This is a genomic window from Sphingomonas sp. SORGH_AS_0879, assembly GCF_030819175.1.
Lineage (GTDB): Bacteria > Pseudomonadota > Alphaproteobacteria > Sphingomonadales > Sphingomonadaceae > Sphingomonas.
In genome coordinates this window covers 1,089,022-1,106,375 of the sequence record NZ_JAUTBJ010000002.1, presented here as the reverse complement: position 1 = coordinate 1,106,375, position 17,354 = coordinate 1,089,022, and the positions used below count along the sequence as shown (strand labels likewise).

14 protein-coding genes are annotated in these 17,354 nt (G+C 67.5%); 5 read left to right on the top strand and 9 right to left on the bottom strand.

Features of this window, described 5'->3' with window-relative positions; genetic code table 11:
- Positions 1–28 precede the first annotated feature (28 nt).
- From QE379_RS05900 to QE379_RS05885, 4 genes are all read right to left on the bottom strand, one after another.
- Positions 29–4,255 carry a translocation/assembly module TamB domain-containing protein gene (locus QE379_RS05900; RefSeq protein WP_306998774.1) on the bottom strand — a complete coding sequence of 1,409 codons (4,227 nt, stop codon included), beginning with the start codon at positions 4,253–4,255 and terminating at the stop codon, positions 29–31.
- A complete protein-coding gene (locus tag QE379_RS05895) occupies positions 4,255–6,396 on the bottom strand; it encodes a BamA/TamA family outer membrane protein (protein WP_307003098.1) in 2,142 nt (713 codons plus the stop codon). Before QE379_RS05895 ends, QE379_RS05900 begins: the two co-directional genes overlap by 1 nt.
- A 200-nt stretch (positions 6,397–6,596) precedes the next feature.
- Positions 6,597–7,022, bottom strand: a complete 426-nt coding sequence (locus QE379_RS05890; RefSeq protein ID WP_306998772.1) for a hypothetical protein — start codon at positions 7,020–7,022, stop codon at positions 6,597–6,599.
- Positions 7,019–7,780, bottom strand: coding sequence for an A24 family peptidase (locus QE379_RS05885; RefSeq protein ID WP_306998770.1), 762 nt, complete (start codon positions 7,778–7,780; stop codon positions 7,019–7,021). Before QE379_RS05885 ends, QE379_RS05890 begins: the two co-directional genes overlap by 4 nt.
- A gap of 90 nt (positions 7,781–7,870) precedes the next feature.
- Between QE379_RS05885 and QE379_RS05880 the strand changes: the two genes are divergently transcribed.
- A complete protein-coding gene (locus tag QE379_RS05880; RefSeq protein ID WP_306998769.1) occupies positions 7,871–9,052 on the top strand; it encodes an acetyl-CoA C-acyltransferase in 1,182 nt (393 codons plus the stop codon).
- Positions 9,053–9,181: 129 nt separating this feature from the next.
- Here QE379_RS05880 and QE379_RS05875 read toward each other — a convergent pair whose 3' ends face one another.
- Positions 9,182–9,682, bottom strand: a complete 501-nt coding sequence (locus QE379_RS05875) for an SH3 domain-containing protein (RefSeq protein WP_306998767.1) — start codon at positions 9,680–9,682, stop codon at positions 9,182–9,184.
- Between the two features lie 123 nt (positions 9,683–9,805).
- Here QE379_RS05875 and QE379_RS05870 point away from each other — a divergent pair, with 123 nt between their 5' ends.
- From QE379_RS05870 to QE379_RS05860, 3 genes are all read left to right on the top strand, one after another.
- Entirely contained in the window at positions 9,806–10,804 is a 999-nt protein-coding gene (locus tag QE379_RS05870) for a D-glycerate dehydrogenase (RefSeq protein ID WP_306998764.1), read from the top strand.
- Between the two features lie 163 nt (positions 10,805–10,967).
- Complete coding sequence (locus QE379_RS05865; protein ID WP_306998762.1) at positions 10,968–11,378, top strand: hypothetical protein; 411 nt, start codon at positions 10,968–10,970, stop codon at positions 11,376–11,378.
- Between the two features lie 113 nt (positions 11,379–11,491).
- Entirely contained in the window at positions 11,492–11,683 is a 192-nt protein-coding gene (locus QE379_RS05860; RefSeq protein WP_306998760.1) for a hypothetical protein, read from the top strand.
- A gap of 2 nt (positions 11,684–11,685) precedes the next feature.
- Here QE379_RS05860 and QE379_RS05855 read toward each other — a convergent pair whose 3' ends face one another.
- The 4 genes from QE379_RS05855 to QE379_RS05840 all read right to left on the bottom strand — a co-directional run bounded on the left by QE379_RS05855 (position 11,686) and on the right by QE379_RS05840 (position 15,937).
- Positions 11,686–12,171: a hypothetical protein gene (locus QE379_RS05855; RefSeq protein WP_306998758.1), complete on the bottom strand. Its 486-nt coding sequence runs from the start codon at positions 12,169–12,171 to the stop codon at positions 11,686–11,688.
- Between the two features lie 8 nt (positions 12,172–12,179).
- The gene (locus QE379_RS05850; RefSeq protein ID WP_306998756.1) at positions 12,180–13,583 is read right to left on the bottom strand and encodes a nitronate monooxygenase family protein; all 1,404 of its coding nucleotides are present in this window, start codon (positions 13,581–13,583) and stop codon (positions 12,180–12,182) included.
- An 89-nt stretch (positions 13,584–13,672) separates the two neighbouring features.
- Positions 13,673–14,809 (bottom strand): glycosyltransferase family 4 protein, encoded by a 1,137-nt coding sequence (locus QE379_RS05845; RefSeq protein WP_306998753.1) that lies wholly within the window; start codon positions 14,807–14,809, stop codon positions 13,673–13,675.
- A gap of 267 nt (positions 14,810–15,076) precedes the next feature.
- Positions 15,077–15,937: an alpha/beta fold hydrolase gene (locus QE379_RS05840; protein WP_306998751.1), complete on the bottom strand. Its 861-nt coding sequence runs from the start codon at positions 15,935–15,937 to the stop codon at positions 15,077–15,079.
- 37 nt (positions 15,938–15,974) lie between these two features.
- Between QE379_RS05840 and QE379_RS05835 the strand changes: the two genes are divergently transcribed.
- Positions 15,975–17,351 carry a protein adenylyltransferase SelO family protein gene (locus QE379_RS05835; protein WP_306998749.1) on the top strand — a complete coding sequence of 459 codons (1,377 nt, stop codon included), beginning with the start codon at positions 15,975–15,977 and terminating at the stop codon, positions 17,349–17,351.
- The last annotated feature ends 3 nt before the right edge of the window (positions 17,352–17,354 follow it).

Here is a 17,354-nt window from a genome sequence, read left to right as displayed (position 1 = left end):
GCGAGGAGGGTGAGGGTGGCGGCTCCGGTCAGAAATCCCGCGAGTAGCGCAGGCTTCCCGCCGACCCGCCGAACGATCCGGTCTGGGTGAGCAGGCTGAGCGTGCGGGTCAGCGCGATCTGCAACTGGGTGGCGGTAAAGCCCCGCGCGTCCGTGACGATCTCCACATAGATATTGTCGGTCAGATATTTGCCCGCCGCCAGGCTGGTCCCCCGCCCGGTCGCCTCGTCGGCGCCCAGCACGCGCAACCGGTCGAACCCGGTCGCCGAGCGCAGCTTGCCCAGCGGGTTCAGCCCGCCCCCCCCCGACCCGCGCAGCGAGTTGAGCGCGGCCGCCAGCTGGATCGCCTCGGTCGCGGACAGGTTTTCGGGGTTGGTGCCGAAGAGCAGGCGGCTGAGCACCTCGTCCTGCGGCAGGGTCGGCGTCGAGGTGAAGCTGATCTGCGGACGCTGGCCGGTGCCGGTGACGTTGATGACCGCGGTGATGCCGTCGGTGGTCGTCGTCGCCTGGATATTGATATCCGGATCGGTCAGAGCGCCGCCACGGAAGCGGATCGTGCCGCGATTCACCTCGAACCGCTTGCCCGCGAAGCTGTAGGTGCCGCGCACCAGGTCGAGCCCGCCATTGATCGTCGGCGCAGCACTCGTGCCGCCGATGCGCAGGTCCATCTCCCATTCGGACTCCAGCCCCATGCCGGAGACGAACAACTGGTTGTTGGCGCGGACCCGCAGGTCGAGGCGGAACAGTCCCGGCGGCGGGGTGGGCGCGGGCCGGTCTGTCGGACGCGCCACGCGAATCTCGCTGCGACGGCGCACGCCGCTCAGCTCGGGCACCTCGGCCTGGCCCTGGCGGATAATCTGATAGCGCGCATTGGGCACGGTCAGGTCGCCCTGGATCAACCCGCCGTCGCGACCATGGGTCAGGCGAACCGTACCGCTGGTCGTCGCGGCCAGAGCGTCGCTGTCGGCCAGGCGGGCATTGTTCAGTTGCGCGCGGATATCGATCGGATAGCCGCTGTCCGCCGCCAGACCCACGGTCCCCTGCGCCTGGATGCTGCCCTCGCCCGCCTTGGCCTGGAGCCGCGTGATCTCCAAACGATCGCTGGAGAAACGGGCCGCCAACTGCATGTTGCTCAGGCGTGTGCCGTAAGCCTCATTGTCATAGGTCAGATTGTCGGCGCGGATCAGGCCGTTCAACTGCGGCGCGGAAACCCGGCCCGAGAAGTCGGCGGCAACCGCGATCGGCCCCGTCAACTGCTGGTTGGGCAGCGCCGCGAAGGAGAAGAGCACGGCGGACGGGCCGTTATAGCGGATCCCGCCCGACAGCGGAGCCTGCATCAGCCGGTTGACCCAGCCGCCATTGCCCGGGGGCAGCGGACGCAGATTGGCGACCATGCGCCCGACGACGAGTTGCCCGCGCCGGATCAGCGCACGTGCTTCGCCACCATCGGCGACGAGACGACCCGCAAAGACGATGTCCACCGCCTCCGACACCGCCGCCAGCCCGGTGCGCCGGAAATTGGCGACGGTCAGCCGGGCTTCGGCCGCCGGGAAGCTGGCGTCGCGCGCCTGGGTGAAGTCGAGCGCGCCGCTCGCCTGCCCCGAAATGCCCAGATTGGGGACGAAGGCGTCGAGGATCGACATGTCCAGCCGGTCGAGACGGGTCTGGACCTTCATCCCGTTGCCGTAAGAGCCCGCGATCCGCATCGAGCCCTGGCCCAGGTCGATCCGGGTCGGCGACAGCCGCCATTCGCCACCCACGCTCTGCACCCGCGCCGGATTGGCGGTGTTGAAGGCGATGCCGTTGGCCTGCCCCTTGGCCGCGATCAGATAGTCGTTGGGGCTCAGCCGGGCGTTGAGCGCGACGTTGAACGGAATACTCGACGATCCGGTCATCACCGCCTGCGCCGTGCCGCGCCCGCCGGTATAGTTCACCTTGGCGCGCGCCGACTGGATCACGACCTCGCCATAGCGGGTGTCGGCCAGTTGCGCATCGGCGACGATCTGCGGTGCCTTGGGCAGCATGACGATGCTGGCGTTGACGATGGCGCGATCGATGGTGAAGTCGACCATGCCGGGCACACGCGCATTATAGGCGCGCGCGGCGACGTCGGCACGCTGGTTGCCGCCCTGATCCGCCAGTTGGACGCGGCCGTTGATCCCCTGCCCCGCGAATTGCAGCGCACCGGCGAACGGCCCGGCGGCGGTCTGCACGACGCGGCCCGTGGTGTTGATCCCGGCGAAGACCAAGCTGCGGATATCGACCGCCAACTGCCGCCCGGTGCTGACCAGCACATTGGCGGTGAACGGCCCGTAATCGGTATCGCCGCTGGCGTTGACGGCATAGGCCCCGTTCCGCCCGACGACCCTCGCCTGGAGATTGGCGAGTCCGACCCCGACTCCGGGTTTGGCCGCACGCAGCACGATCACCGGATTGGTCTGCGACCCCGTCACGCGCGCGCTTAGCGGGCCATATTGGCTGGAATATGCGTCCGCCGCGACCGCGACCGCGCCGGTCGCGGGGTCATAGCGGCCGCTGCCCCGCGTCACGCGGAATTGCGGCGCGGTCAGGCGAAGGCCGCTGAACGTCACGATGCCTTGCGGGCTATATTCGACATCGGCGCGCACGATCGCATTGCCGCCCAGGAAGTTGCGCGCACCCTCGTTGAAGATCTGCGAGGTTCGCGCCACCACCCGGCCCTTCATCCCGAAGCCGGTCGGCGTCGCGACCAGATTGGCGTCGGTGGACAGGTTGATGATGCCGATGCTCTCGACCCGGTAATTGTTGACCCGGCCCTTGAGCGCGCCGGTGTAGCGCCCGGTCTGCATATTGGCGACGACCACCGCCGTCGCATCGATATTGTCCGACCGGATGCGCAGATTATCCGACAGGATATTGGGCATGGCGATCGCGAAATCGCCCTGGATAGCGACGTTGGTGGTGAGGCCGCCCACCGCCGCGTTGAGCCCGGCGATCCGCGTCGCGCGCGCCTTGACCGGCACCAGGATGCGGTCGGCATTCACCGTGGCCAGACCCTCGGCATAGAGATTCTGGACCGAGGTCTCGCCAAAGCCCAGCGCCGTCGCCCGGACCTTGTAATCCACGGTCGGCGTCGCGAAGGCCCCGTTCAGCACCACGCGCGCCAGCACGTCGCGGCCCGTGAGATTGGGCGCGATGGCACCCGGCGTCAGCAGCTTGGCATCGACCGCGAAATTGCCGAACCGGCTGTTCGCCATGTCGAGCAGACCGCCCGCATCGACCATCAAGGCCGAGGAGCGCAGCTTCATCCGGGTATCCGCGCGCCGTTCGTTGAGCGTGGTGTCGATCGCGACTTGCAGCGCGGGCGCGGTCAGCCGTTCGACCGGCCCTTCCAGATACAGGCCGGGACGGGTCACCCCCCGCACCTCGATATGCCCATCCCGCGCCGTGGCGTTCAGATTGGCGAGTTCGCCCCCGCCCAGCGTCGCGATCGCGCGGCCCTGCCACGCTTTCCAGCCGCCGCGTCCATCGACCGACAGGGCCAACGGCGCCTTCAAGCCCGCCATCGACGCGACGACACCGCCGGTCGGCGCGGTCAGCTTCACGTCCACCGCCAGCCGGTCGGCATCGGGCACCGCGTCGAGCACCAGCCGCAGCCTATCGCCACCCGCCATTCCCGGCCCACGCAGCGCATCGGCGCTGGCACTCACTTGCGCGCGGCGGTCGGCGATATGCACCTTCCCGTCGATCGCCAGCACATGGCGCTGTCCCGTCACCGGCGCGCCGATGACGAAGCGCGTGATGCTCAGCCGGTTCACGTCGATGTCGAGATCGGGCAGCAGCGGCGCGTTGGGATCGCTGGGCGTCTCCTTCAACTCGGGCTTGCGCGCCAGCGTGACGAGGTTCGCGTTCAGCGAGCGCACATCGACATGGTTGTTGGTATAGGCGAAGGGCCGCCAGTCCACATCCAGGCGCGGGCTGGACAGGAACACGCCCTTGGGGTCGCTGACCCGCAGATCGACCAGGCTCATCCGGCCATAGAGCGAACCCTCGATCCGCCCGACCTTGATGTTCAGCCCCGACGCGGTGGTGTAGCCGCCCAACTGGTCCGCAACGAAGCGCCGCCCCGGATCGGTATTGATCCCCAGCAGGATCGCCCCGACCAGCAGGATCAGGCCCAACAGGACGATCCCGATCCACTTCAGGATACGCCGCCACAGCGGGCGGCGCGTGGTGACGGTGTCCGATTCAGGCGCCATGGTCTGTTCGTCCGCCATCAGAAGGCCTGCCCGATCGAGATATACAGGGCCACCTTGCCGTCACCCGGACGCGGGTTCAGCGGCGTCGCCACGTCGACGCGCAGCGGCCCGAAATTGGTGTAGAAGCGCCCGCCGATGCCCGCGCCGAAGCGCAGATCCTTGCCCGTGGGCAGCGTGCTTTCATAGCTGTTGCCCGCATCGACGAACGGCACGATGCCGAAATTGCCGAAGCGATAGCGCGCCTCCAGCGCAAACTCGTTCAGGCTGCGTCCGCCGACCGGATTGCCCTGCGGATCGAACGGCCCGAGCCGCTGGAAGCCATAACCGCGCACCGACCCGCCGCCGCCGCCATAATAACGCCGCGACGGGGCCAGATCGTCGCGATCGATCCCGAAGATCGCACCGCCCCGCGCGCGTCCTGCGATCACCAGACTGTCGTTCAGCGGGTAGTAGAAAGTCCCCTCGATCATCGTCCGCGCATAGGGCCGCACCGCGCCGCGCACCGACGTTTCCGGGCTGAGGTTCAGTTTCAGGCGATAGCCGCGCGTCGGATTGAGCAGGTCGTTGGACTGGTCGAACACCACCTGCCCCGGAATCGCCGCGATGCCATAGGTGCCGCGCACCCGCTCGCCACGCGCGAAATCATAGACGCTCTCGTTGGTGCCGGTCAGTTCTCCGCCGAACGCATAGGTGAATTTCTTCTGCCAGATCGGCGTCGAGTCATAGCTCCAGCGGAAGGCGACCGTGCCGATGAACGCGTCGAAGGCGTCGTAATTCTGGTGGCTGGCCGAGCCGATGACCTGAAACGTCCGGTCGCGCCGCCCGGCGTTGGAGCGGCGGAAGGTGCCGCTCAAGCCCTGTTCCTGCGTGCCTGCGATGACCGAGGCGATCAGCGCGCCTTCGGGCTTGAAGGCGTTGCGGTTGGTGAAGCTGCCCTGCAATCGCACACCCTGGCCGGTCGAGTAACCGCCTTCGCCCGACAGGGTGCGGGCGGGGCCCTTTGTCTGTGTCACCTGAAGATCGATCGCCTCGGTGCCGTCGGGATTCATGCGGCCCGTCCGCTTGGGTTCGACCGCGACGCCGTTGAACAGCCCGGTCGCGACCAGCGCATTGCGCAGATCGTCGGTCAGTCGCGAGTCGTACAATTCCCCTTCGTCGAAACGCGGAAAGACGTTGAGATGGTAGAGGTCGAAGACCTGATCCCCAACCGTGGTCAGCTTGCCGAAGGACGAACGCGGCCCCGTATCGACCGGCAGCGTATAGGCCCCGACCGGCTCCGGCCCCTGATCCTCCAGCAATATGTCGCGATCGCCGACCTTGACGAAGGGATAGCCGCGCTGGGGCAGGACCAGGCTGACATTCGCCTCCGCTCCCTCGATGCGGGCGGCCTCGATCGGGTCGCCGACCTTGATCGGCAGGTTGGTGCGGACCAGATCGGGCGGGGTCGTTCCCTGCGCATTCACCGTCACCGACGACAGGCGATACAACCGTCCCGGCGTCGCGGTCAGCAGCACCTTCAACCGGCCCGCCTGCCCCTCACCCTGCGGCTCGCGTTGCAGGGTGGAAACGGCGGTGGCGTCGTAATAGCCGAGCGACTTCATCAGCCGGATCGCAAGCTGTTCGTCTTCGCGCGCACGGGCTGAGACCTGGGTCGCGTTGGCCGCCCTGCCCTTGCCTTCGCGCAACGCCGACAGCCCCTTGAACTCATCGTCCAGGTTGAGATCGGCCAGCCCGCGAACCTCCATGTCGTACCGGATTTCGGGCGCACGCTCGCTTGTCGGATCGGCGGCGGTCTGGAGTGGCGTGGAGTCGAAACTGCCGAGCGGGGTCAGCGGCTGGGCGAGTTGGGGGTCTTCGGGCGCGACCGGGCCGATCGCCTCGCCGGTGGCCAGCGGCTGCGCGGTCTGCGCCTGGGGAAGCGGCGGCGCGGTCTGCGGCGTCGGAATGGTGGTCGTCTGGGGCTGGGCCGTCGTCATGGTCGACATCGGCTCCAGCGGCGCGTTGATGTCTCCGCTCAGCGGCGGCAGCGCGGCGTTGAACTGCGCATCGGGGACGATCGGTGCGTTGCCCTGCGGATCGGCGGGGGTGCCGTCACGCTGGTCCTGCGGCAAGCTGGGTCCCTGCGCGGGCGCGCTGCCGGGCTTCGACAATTGCGCCATTGCCGGGGTGGTTAAGGATGTGGGAGCAATCAGCGCGACCGCAAGCCAGGTGTGTCTGCCGATCCGTCCCGCCACGCCGTAGAAAACCCCTTTCCGCAAAAGGGTCTTCCGTCATTCGGATCGATCCCCCAGCACCCCTCAAACGCCAAAAGGTCAGCGCAGGTTCCCTAGCATCGCCAATAGTATCGTTGCCGCCATCCTTACCGGGCGGCGGCGGGAGCGCAGCCGACCAGCCCGCCGACCGGCACCACGACCTCATCCTGTCCGTCGCGAGCGATGCTCAGGCTGGCGTCGGACACGATCGCCCCGTCCTGCAACGTCTCGCGCTGGGCGATGGTCATGGTCAGCGTCGCACCGACCCCGCCCCCGGCATAGCGGGTGCCGCTCGCCAGCCCCAGCGCGCCGCCTTCGCCCGCCTGGGTCGCGGCCAGATCGACCAGCTTGCCGTCCAGCGACAGCCGCAGCCGCGTCGGCTCGACCATCGCGACGAAGCGCTGGTCCTGCACGGTCCACAGATAGGCCGCGCAGCCGCGTTCGGGCAGTTGCTGGCGCGGCAGGGTGCCCAGGGTCGGAACGGCGGCTGGCGCTTGCATCAGCGCCAAGGCGAAGAGGGGCAACGGCATCATGCCCCGGATGCTATCATCAACATCCAGCATGGGTAAGCCGCCACCGCCAGCAACAGGCCGAGCGGCACCATCTCGTCCGCCGCCACCCGCGTCCCGAGCAGGCGACGCAGCAGCACACAACCCAGCCCGATGACACAGGCCGCCAGCAACACCCCCGGCAGCATCCGCCAGCCCAGCCAGAGCCCGATCGCCCCCATCAGCTTGGGGTCGCCGCCGCCCATCCCTTCGCGCCCCCGGACATGGCGATAAGCCGCCGCGATTCCCCAAAGCGCGCCGAACCCCGCCAGCCCCCCGACGATCCGGTCGCCGAGCAACGGCGCATGACCCAGCGCCCCGGTCACCAGTGCCGTGCCCGCCAGCCACGCGGTCAACCGATCCGGCAGCCACAGCGCCAGCGCATCGAGCGACGCCAACGCCAGCAACGACCAGCCGAACAGCGCCCCCGTCCAGCCATCCGGTCCCGCCACCCAACCGGCCGACACGCCGATCAGCGCGGCGACGATTTCGATCCGAATATGGACCGGATCGATGCGCTGCCCACAGCGCGCACATCGTCCCCGAAGGACCAGAGCGCTGACGATCGGCACCAACTCCCACGCCCGCAGCGCCTTGCCGCACCCGTCACAGGCCGACCGCCCCGCCAGCACCGATCGGTCGTCCAGCCAGCGCAGCACCAGCGCGCCGACGAACGACCCGATGATCGCCCCCGCCAGGCCGTAGATACCGGCCCAAAGCATCGATCCCGCCCCGAAACTCATGCCCGGTCCCTACGCCCCCGCCCCTTTGCGCGCCACGGGCAAAAGGCGTAAGGCCCGGGGCAAAACAACCATATCGGAGAGCATGCCGTCATGACGGACCCCATCGTCATCCTGTCCTATGCCCGCACCCCCATGGGGTCGCTCCAGGGCAGCCTGTCCGGCCTGTCCGCGACCCAGCTCGGCGCCGCGGCGGTCAAGGGCGCGGTCGAGCGAGCGGGTGTCGACCCTTCCGCCATCGAGCGTATCCACATGGGCTGCGTCCTGCCCGCCGGGCTCGGCCAGGCGCCTGCGCGACAGGCGGCGATCTTCGCCGGGCTGGGCGAGCATGTCGAGGCGACCACGGTCAACAAGATGTGCGGTTCGGGGATGCAGGCCGCGATCATGGCGGCCGAGGCGCTGGCGGCGGGCTCGGCGGAGCTGATCGTCGCGGGCGGCATGGAGAGCATGACCAACGCCCCCTATCTCAGCCACAAGCATCGCGGCGGCGCGCGGATCGGGCATGACACGCTCTACGACCATATGTTCCTCGACGGACTGGAGGACGCCTATGAACGCGGTCGGCTGATGGGCCATTTCGCCGAAGAGGCGGCGCAGGACTATCAGTTCACGCGGGGGGCGCAGGACGACTTCGCCATCGCCTCGCTGGAACGCGCCAAGGCGGCGCAGGCCTCCGGCGCGTTCGACCGGGAAATCGTGCCCGTCACGGTCAAGAGCCGCAAGGGCGAGGAGGTGATCCGGCTGGACGAACAACCCGCCAAGGGCGATGCAACCAAGATTCCGACGCTGAAGCCCGCCTTTTCGAAGGACGGGACGATCACCGCCGCCAACGCCTCCTCCATCTCGGACGGAGCCGCCGCGCTGGTGATGACGCGGGCCAGCGTCGCCGAGCGGCTGGGCCTGGCCCCGATCGCGCGGGTCTTGGCGCACGCGGCGCACGCCCATGCGCCCGCGCGGTTCACCACCGCACCGGTCTTCGCGATGCGCAAAGCCCTGGAGCGGGCGGGCTGGTCGACGGGCGATGCCGATCTCTATGAGGTCAACGAAGCCTTCGCGGCGGTGGCGATGATCGCGATGCACGACCTGGGCTTGTCGCACGACCGGCTGAACGTCCATGGCGGGGCCTGTGCGCTCGGCCACCCGATCGGCGCGAGCGGCGCGCGGGTGCTGGCGACATTGCTCTCGGCGCTGGAGACGAAGGGGGCGAAGCGGGGCGTCGCCTCGCTCTGCATCGGCGGCGGCGAAGCCACCGCGATGGCGGTGGAGGTGTTGTAAGGGGGGAACCCTCACCTCTTGGCCCACCTCCCGCCCGCCGGAGCGCCCTCTCGTCTCACGCCCCTCCCGCAAGCGGGAGGGGCTTCTCTTCTTACTCCCCTCCCGCCTGCGGGAGGGGCGTGCCAAGAATTAAGGCACCACCTCCCCCGGCTCGACGCCCCAGATCGCCCCGACCGGTACGAACCCCGCCTGCCCCTTCACGTCCAGCCGACACCAGCCGCCATTGCATTCGCTGATCCGCCCGACCACGCCGGGGGCGGCGCGCCACAGCGTCTTGGCATTCTCAGTGGGGGCCGAGCGCATGGGCAGGGGATCGGTCCCGCGCACGATCGCGGTGCGGGTGTTGCGCAACAAGACCGCCAGCATCCACCCTTCCGTCCCGTCGGGGTCCTGCACCTTGCGCCATTCCTTGAACGCGGCGACGATCTTCACCGGCAGGTCGGCCCGGCGATAGGTCCAACTCGCCGGATAGGTGCGTGCCGGGCCGGTCCGCATCCGCGCCACCGACGCGCCGATCGAGCCATAATAGGGCATGGCACGCTTTTCCGGCGCGGCGGTCGCGGCGGGGGCGATCGGCCCCGCCGACAGCATCACCGACAGCAAAGCCAGCCCGATCATGGACCTGCGCATTCCGTTTCCCTTTTTCCGCCCGCTCTTCCTTTGGGCTCTACGCCGATGCGGGGGGCCGCTTCAACCTCTGGATGGCCGCATCGCCGGTTGACGGACCGCCGGGCATGCCGCAATCCGGTGACCATGGCCGATCCACGCCGCTGCCTGAACCCCAGGGTGGTCGTCACCCGCGAACTGCCCGATCCCATCATGGACCGGATGGCCGCGCTGTTCGACACGCGCCTCAACCGCGACGACGAGAAGATGAGCCAGGCCGCGCTATCCGCCGCCATGGCCGATTGCGATGTGCTGGTCCCGACCGTCACCGACGCGATCGACGCCGACCTGATCGCGGGCGCGGGCCCCCGGCTCAAGCTGATCGCGAATTTCGGTGCGGGCGTGAACCATATCGACCTGAAGGCCGCGCGGGCGCGCGGGATCATCGTCACCAACACCCCCGGCGTCCTGACCGAGGATACCGCCGACATGACCATGGCGCTGATCCTGTCGGTGCCGCGCCGCTTGGCCGAGGGCGAAAAGCTGGTCCGCTCGGGCGCGTGGAAGGGGTGGAGCCCCGGCGGGATGCTGGGCCACCGGATCGGCGGCAAGGCGCTGGGCATCGTCGGCATGGGCCGGATCGGCCAGGCGGTCGCGCGGCGCGCGCGCGCCTTCGGCCTGTCGATCCATTATCACAACCGCCGCCGCCTGCCCGCCAGTATCGAGGCGGAACTGGGCGCGCTATGGCATCCCGATCTCGACGCGATGCTGGGCGCGGTCGACATCGTGTCGATCCACACGCCACTCAACGCCGACAGCCACGACCTGATCGACCGCCGCCGCATCGCCCTGATGCGGCCCCATGTCTACCTTATCAACGCGAGCCGGGGCGGGATCGTCGACGAGGAGGCGATGGTCGATGCGCTGGAGAATGCGCGATTGGCAGGTGCGGGCCTCGACGTCTGGCGGCACGAGCCGGAGATCGACCCGCGCCTGCTGGCGCTGCCCAATGTGGTGCTGACCCCGCATATGGGATCGGCGACGCTGGAGGGCCGCATGGCCTCGGGCGAACGGGTCATCGCCAATATCCGAAGCTGGGCCGACGGCCACCGCCCACCGGACCAGGTGCTGGAGGGGTGGCTTTAGAACGTCATGGCCCATGCAGGTCGAGGTCGATGGTCCTTCTCGATCACGCCCGCCTCCAGAAGTTCAGCATGTCCCAATTCATTTGGAAGCCATGAAGCGGTAATGATCCTCATATACTGTGCGGGAGCGCGGATATTAAAATCATATTGCGGGATCCCGGCAAATGAACGGAATTTCAAGATCGGCATTGGCATTTGTATTCTTTACCTTTTCTCTGACATCCTGCACAAATGACCGGGTATCGGACAATGCGACTGCATGTCCGATACGAATAGCCGCCCTCCCGAAACCCGATGGGGAAGGAACAATCGAAAAGCTATTATCGCAACAGGAAGCCATGAATTTGCTGGCAAAAACGCAAATCATCGTAGGAAGACCAATAGACCCTACCTACATCAACAACACTCGCGCCATCGTTCGGAGACAGGACGGCGTGCGCAAGACCATCCTGTTGCCCTTCGGCATGAACGCGGGCATTGGCGATCGCGTTGCTTTCCAGACTGGCTACCTCAGCCCTACGCCGCTGTGCAGCTATGTGCCAGCACTTGCCACCGCAAAACTCGCTCCGAACTGACAAGCGGAGGGCGTCTCATCACCGCCCCCCCTGATCCATGTCAAAATGTTGCGGCGCGGAACCAGCGGGTAGCCGCTGCATTCCCCTCCTGTCATTCAACAGGAGCTACCACCATGAAAAAGCTGGCTATTACCCTCAGTCTCGCCGCAGCCGCCATGTCGATCTCGGCCTGTTCGACGTTGAGGGGGGCCGCCATCGGTGGTGCGGGCGGCGCGGGTGTCGCGGCGGCGACCGGGGGCAGCGTTGAGAAGGGTGCCGCCGTGGGCGGCACGGCGGGTGCCGTGATCGGCACTGTCGCGGACTGACGTTATCGCGCGGGAGTCCCTGCCTCTGGCCGGGCTCCCGCCGCCTCCAGCGCCGCCGCCCGCGCGGCATCCTTGGGTCGACCGAACCGGCGGAACAGGCCCAGCAACTCGGCGCGATCGGGCACGAACAACGCGTTCCCGCCGAGCATGATCCGTTCGCGGGAGCGCGGCTTGACCGGATGCCAGGCATTCGCTTCGGCGACGCAGAATCCCGCCATCACCTCGACCGGCACCGGCGGCGCGGTCCAGCGCGCAAAGACCGCCGAGCGAAACAACGGGTCGGGCGGCATATCCAGCGGCACCACGCCCAGCCGATCCAGCACCGCCCCGGCCAGCGCTTCATCAACCAGCAGATCGACGTCTTTCACCGGCCCGGCCTCGACCCCGTGCAGCGCCACACCCGCACTGCCGATGATCCACCAGCCTTGCGAAAACGACGCCATCGCCCCGGCCACGTCCAGCAACGTCGCGCGAAGCTCCGGCGTCATCGCGGCGATCAGTCCCCGGTCAGGATACGGTCGACCAACTGCTTCACGGTCGGCACGAACCCATTCGAATAGAAGGGATCGCGCTTGAAGTTGTAGGCCGCATGCCCTGCGAACATCAGGTTCTGCTCGACATCGCCGCCATGGGCGATGTCCTGCAACGTCTTCTGGATGCAGAAGCTGCGCGGGTCGGCCAGGCGGCCGGTCGAGTTGGTTTCGCTGTCCGCCCAACTCGAGAACAGGCACTGCGACAGGCAACCCATGCAGTCGGCCTGATCCTTGCGGATTTCCTTGGCCTCTTCCGGCGTCACGAACACCAATGTGTTGTCCGGCGTCTTCAGCGCCATGGTGAAGCCATGGCCGAACCATTCGCGCGCGCGCAGCAGGTCGCCCTTGGTCACCCAGAAATTCTTGCCCTTCACGCCCACATCGAGTTGGAAGACATGGTCGCCCGCTTCCTGGGTCGAAAAGGCGATCTGGCGCTCCGACCGCGCTTCCAGGCTACGCAGGAAAGGATTGCGCACCGCGCTGGAATAGAAACCGGTCGGCGAGAAGCGATGCAATAGCACATCGCCCTGCTCGATCGTCATCAGCCGCTGCTTCCACTCTTCGGGGATCGGGCTCTCCTGGGTCAGCAGCGGACGGGTGCCGAACTGGAAGGCGATCTTGCCCAGTTCGGGATTGTCGATCCAGTCGTTCCAGTCCCGCAGATACCAGACGCCGCCCGCCATCACGATCGGCACGTCGTCCGAAATGCCGCCCTCGCGCATCGTGTCGCGCAGCGCCTTTACGCGGGGATAGGGATCCTGCGGCTGCAACGGGTCTTCGGCGTTGGACAGGCCGTTATGACCACCCGCCAGCCAGGGGTCTTCATAGACCACCGCCGCCAGCCATTCCGCCGCCTTGGAATAGGCCCGCTTCCACAGCGCGCGGAAGGCGCGGCCCGAGGAGACGATGGGCAGATAGCTGACCTGATGATGCGCCGCGATCTCGGACAGCTTGTAAGGCATACCGGCGCCACAGGTGACGCCCGCGACCAGCCCCTTGGTACGCTCCAGCACGCCTTCCAGCACCCGCTGCGCGCCGCCCATTTCCCACAGCACGTTGATGTTGATCGCGCCCTTGCCACCGGCAATGTCCCAGGCGCGCTTCACCTGCTGGACCGCGCCCTCGATGGCGTATTCGATCAGTTCCTCGTGCCGCTCGCGCCGGGTCAGCGCGCGGTATATCTGGGGAATGATCTTGCCCTCGGCGTCATAGCTGTCGGCGTTCACGGCCGACACGGTCCCGACGCCGCCCGCCGCCGCCCAGGCACCCGCAGAAGCGTGATTGGTCGCAGCGACGCCCTTCCCGCCTTCGATCAGCGGCCAGACTTCGCGGCCGTTGTACAGGATGGGGCTCAAGCCTTTGAACACGTCGTTACCTTGTCTGTCCGAAAGGGTCTCATATAGCGTGTTAGGAACGCTAAGCGAGGGGGAATTAAAGACACGGCCGGGTGCCGGGTTCAACCCAATGCGCCGGGCCGCCCCAGGACCTGTTCGTACAGCGCCTTGTAGCGGGCGACCATGTGGCTCTGGTCGAATTCCGCGCGGGCGCGCTGCTGGTTGGCGGCGCCCGCCTGGGCGCGCAACTCGGGATGCGCGATCAGCGCCTGGATCACGTCGCGCAGCCGCACCTCGTTGGGCGCGTCGGCAATGAACGGGTGATTGGCCTCCGACACCATCGAGCGCACATCGCCCACCGGCAGCGAGGCGATGGGCAAGCCCGCCGCCATCCCTTCCAGCACCGAGATCGGCGCCTGTTCGGACAGCGAGGATAGCGCGACGATGTCGAAATGCCGGATGTAATTATAAGGCCGCTCTAGAAAGCCAGGCATGACCAGCCGGTCGGCAATGCCCATGGCGGCGGCGGCCTGCTGGATGGTGGCGCGCTCCGGCCCCTCGCCGACGATCACCAGGCGAAAGCGTCCGGGGATGCCGCCCATTGCGCGGACCAGCATCGGCAGGTTCTTGACCACCCGCAGGCCCGCCAGCGCCCCGACGACGATCTCCTTGGGCTGGCGCACGAAGCCGGGGATGCCGTTCGGATCGGGGTCACGCGCGTACAGCGCGGTCGCGATGCCGTTGGGGATGCGATGGACCCGCTCGGCGGGCTGCTTCCAGGTGCGGAGCGCGATGCCCTCCAGCACATGGCTCGGCACCGCCAGCGCATTCGCCGCCGACAGGGCGATGCGGCGATAGATGTTGCGCTCCAGCTTCAGGCCGCGCGCTTCGTCGGCGTTGAACCCGTCCTCGTGATGGACCAACGGCGGCGCGCCCTTGGCATAGACGCGCCGCGCCATCACCCCGTCGATCGCCCCCCAATTATAGGTCAGCACCAGGTCGAAGCGGCGCATATAGGCGGCGATCGCCTCGTAGCGCTTGACCGAGGGCTTGCCCGTCAGCGACGGCGCGTCCTGTGCGATTTCGTAGCGTATGTCCTTGGCGATCGAATCCCGCGCGCCGAGTTCGTCGGGCATGGCGGAGACGATGGTGTGCCTGGCCGCCTCGCCGAACGCGTTCATCAGCGCGACCGCTCGCGCCTCCTTGCCGCCCAGCGAAAAGGAGGAATGGAGGTGCAGGATGTGAAGCGGTCGGGCCATGCGTGCCGGATTAACGGGCGGCAACGGTGTTGGAAACCGCTAGAGTCGATCGCCCTTCACGTTTTCCTCCCCTTGCAGGAAACCTGTGCGAACGTCGGGACGCCGCCCGACACTATGGACCACCCCGGCGGAGGCCGGGGTCTAGTCGGGAGGCGATTAGAGGCATTTACAATCGTCCCGCAACTGGATCCCGGCCTTCGCCGGGATGGTGCCAGGCGAATTTGCATTTGCAGAGGAGCCCCTTGCGGGGGAGGAATGGAATGGGCCTTATCCCGCCACCCTGTCGAGCAGTCGCCCGATCCCCGCCAACGCCTCCGGCTCGGTCAGCAACGGCGTGTGGCCGACATGCGGGACCGTCACCAGTTCGGATGGCGACAGCGCCTTCACCATCCGCTCGGCGACGCTCGCGCTCAATATGTCGGACCGCTCGCCGCGCACCACCAGCGTCGGCACCCCGTTCAGCGCATCCAGCGCCGCCCACATGTCCGGCCCCGCCTCTGCGTTGGGCACGCGGAACGGCTCGGCGATCTTCAGGTCGTAATCGAGGACGATCCGTCCTGCGCTGGTCAGCCTATGGGTCCGCTTGGCCATGGCGAGCCAGTCCTCCATTCCCCAATCGGGATAGACGTCCTCGCTATTCTCATGAAGGCAGCGCGCGGCGTGAAGCCAGGTCGGGAAACTCTGCCCCTTGCCGACATAGCCTCGGATACGCGCCAGCCCTGCCGCCTCGATCTCGGGCCCGATATCGTTGAGCACCGCCCCCGCCAGCCGCCCGCGCGCGGTCGCCGCCAGCACCATCGTCACGATCCCGCCCAACGAGGTGCCGACCGCGACGAAGCGGGTAATGCCCAGTTCGTCCAGCAGCGCCTCGACATCCTGGACATAGGTCAGGGGGACATAGGTCATCGGATCCTTGGCATAGGCGCTCTCACCCCGCCCCCGGAAACTGACCGCGATCACGCGCGAACGGCCCGCCAAAGCCTCGGCCAGCCCCTCGAAATCGCGGGCGTTGCGGGTCAGGCCGGGCAGGCAGAGGATCGGGGGCAGCGCATCCGATCCGGAATAGTCGCGCGCATGAAGCCGCAGGCCGTCCTTCGACCACCAATATCGATTCTCATGAGGGATCATGCTTGAAGGTCCTCCGGTGCCGTCTCCATATCGCGGTATGCCCCTGTCCCCGCAAGCCTATCGCCCCGCCCGCCCGCTGACCGAGATCGCGGACTTCCTCGCCGATCCGGTGGAGGCGGCGGATTTTCCGCAAACCGTCATCCGTTTCCGCAACGATCGCGCCGCCGCCGAGATCGGGCTGGAGACGCTGAGCGATGAGGAATGGGTGGCGCATCTGGGGCGGTTCCAGCCCTTGCCCGACACGCTGCCGGGGCCGATGGCGCTTCGCTATCACGGCCATCAATTCCGCCAGTATAATTCCGATCTGGGCGACGGGCGCGGCTTCACCTTCGCGCAGATGGTCGCGACCGATGGCCGGTTGCTCGAACTCGGCACCAAGGGATCGGGGCAGACGCCCTATAGCCGCTTCGGCGACGGCCGCCTGACGCTGAAAGGTGGCGTCCGCGAAATCCTGGCGACCGAGATGCTGGAGGCGCTGAACGTCCCCACCTCGCGCACTTTGTCGCTGATCGAGACGGGCGAGGCGCTGCACCGGGGCGACGAGCCATCCCCCACCCGCTCGGCCGTGATGGTGCGGATGAGCCACGGCCATATCCGCATCGGCAGTTTCCAACGGCTTGCCTTCGAGCGCGACGAAGCGGGGATGAAGCGGCTGGTCGCCTATGTCCTGGGTCATTTCCATGGCGAGGACTCGGACGATCCCGTCCGCCTGCTGACCGTGGTGACGGAGCGTACCGCGACGCTGGCGGCGCGCTATATGACCGCCGGGTTCGTCCACGGGGTGCTCAACTCGGACAATATCAACGTCACCGGCGAGAGTTTCGATTATGGCCCCTGGCGGTTCGCGCCGACCTGGGACCCCGAGTTCACTGCCGCCTATTTCGACCAGACCGGCCTCTACGCGCTGGGCCGCCAGCCCGAGGCGATCCAATGGGACGTGATGCAACTCGCCTCCAGCCTCCGCCTGATCGCGGAGAGCGATCCGCTGATCGCTGCGCTGGAGGGCTTCGCGACGACCTATCAGGCGGAGATCGTGTCCGCGATCCTCTGGCGGCTGGGGGTCACCCCGCGCGGCGGGACCGAGGACCGCGCTCTGGTCCAGAGCTTCGAACGAGCCTTGCGCACGTCGCAGGCGGGGATCGACCGCGTCTATTTCGACCTGTTCGGCGGACAGGTGCCCGATCATTACGGCGACACCTGGAGCGAACTGCGCGATCTGATCGAACCCTATGCGCCCCGCCGCCCGCGCGACGGCGTCTATTGGCAGGGCGAGCCCGAATCCATGCTGATCGACGAGGTCGAGGCGATCTGGGCACCGATCGCCGAGCGCGCCGACTGGACGATGCTGTACGACAAGGTCGCACGGGTGCGCGCCATGGGCCGGGCGCTTGCCGACCCCGATGCGGCGGCCTAGCCT

Bases quoted from the DNA above. Each gene is read 5' to 3' on its own strand.
- QE379_RS05840 (WP_306998751.1), bottom strand. From the start codon at position 15,937: ATGATCCCTCATGAGAATCGATATTGGTGGTCGAAGGACGGCCTGCGG.
- QE379_RS05855 (WP_306998758.1), bottom strand. From the start codon at position 12,171: ATGACGCCGGAGCTTCGCGCGACGTTGCTGGACGTGGCCGGGGCGATG.
- QE379_RS05835 (WP_306998749.1), top strand. From the start codon at position 15,975: ATGCCCCTGTCCCCGCAAGCCTATCGCCCCGCCCGCCCGCTGACCGAG.
- QE379_RS05860 (WP_306998760.1), top strand. From the start codon at position 11,492: ATGAAAAAGCTGGCTATTACCCTCAGTCTCGCCGCAGCCGCCATGTCG.
- QE379_RS05845 (WP_306998753.1), bottom strand. From the start codon at position 14,809: ATGGCCCGACCGCTTCACATCCTGCACCTCCATTCCTCCTTTTCGCTG.
- QE379_RS05885 (WP_306998770.1), bottom strand. From the start codon at position 7,780: ATGAGTTTCGGGGCGGGATCGATGCTTTGGGCCGGTATCTACGGCCTG.
- QE379_RS05865 (WP_306998762.1), top strand. From the start codon at position 10,968: ATGAACGGAATTTCAAGATCGGCATTGGCATTTGTATTCTTTACCTTT.
- QE379_RS05890 (WP_306998772.1), bottom strand. From the start codon at position 7,022: ATGATGCCGTTGCCCCTCTTCGCCTTGGCGCTGATGCAAGCGCCAGCC.
- QE379_RS05870 (WP_306998764.1), top strand. From the start codon at position 9,806: ATGGCCGATCCACGCCGCTGCCTGAACCCCAGGGTGGTCGTCACCCGC.
- QE379_RS05895 (WP_307003098.1), bottom strand. From the start codon at position 6,396: ATGGCGCAATTGTCGAAGCCCGGCAGCGCGCCCGCGCAGGGACCCAGC.
- QE379_RS05900 (WP_306998774.1), bottom strand. From the start codon at position 4,255: ATGGCGGACGAACAGACCATGGCGCCTGAATCGGACACCGTCACCACG.
- QE379_RS05875 (WP_306998767.1), bottom strand. From the start codon at position 9,682: ATGCGCAGGTCCATGATCGGGCTGGCTTTGCTGTCGGTGATGCTGTCG.
- QE379_RS05880 (WP_306998769.1), top strand. From the start codon at position 7,871: ATGACGGACCCCATCGTCATCCTGTCCTATGCCCGCACCCCCATGGGG.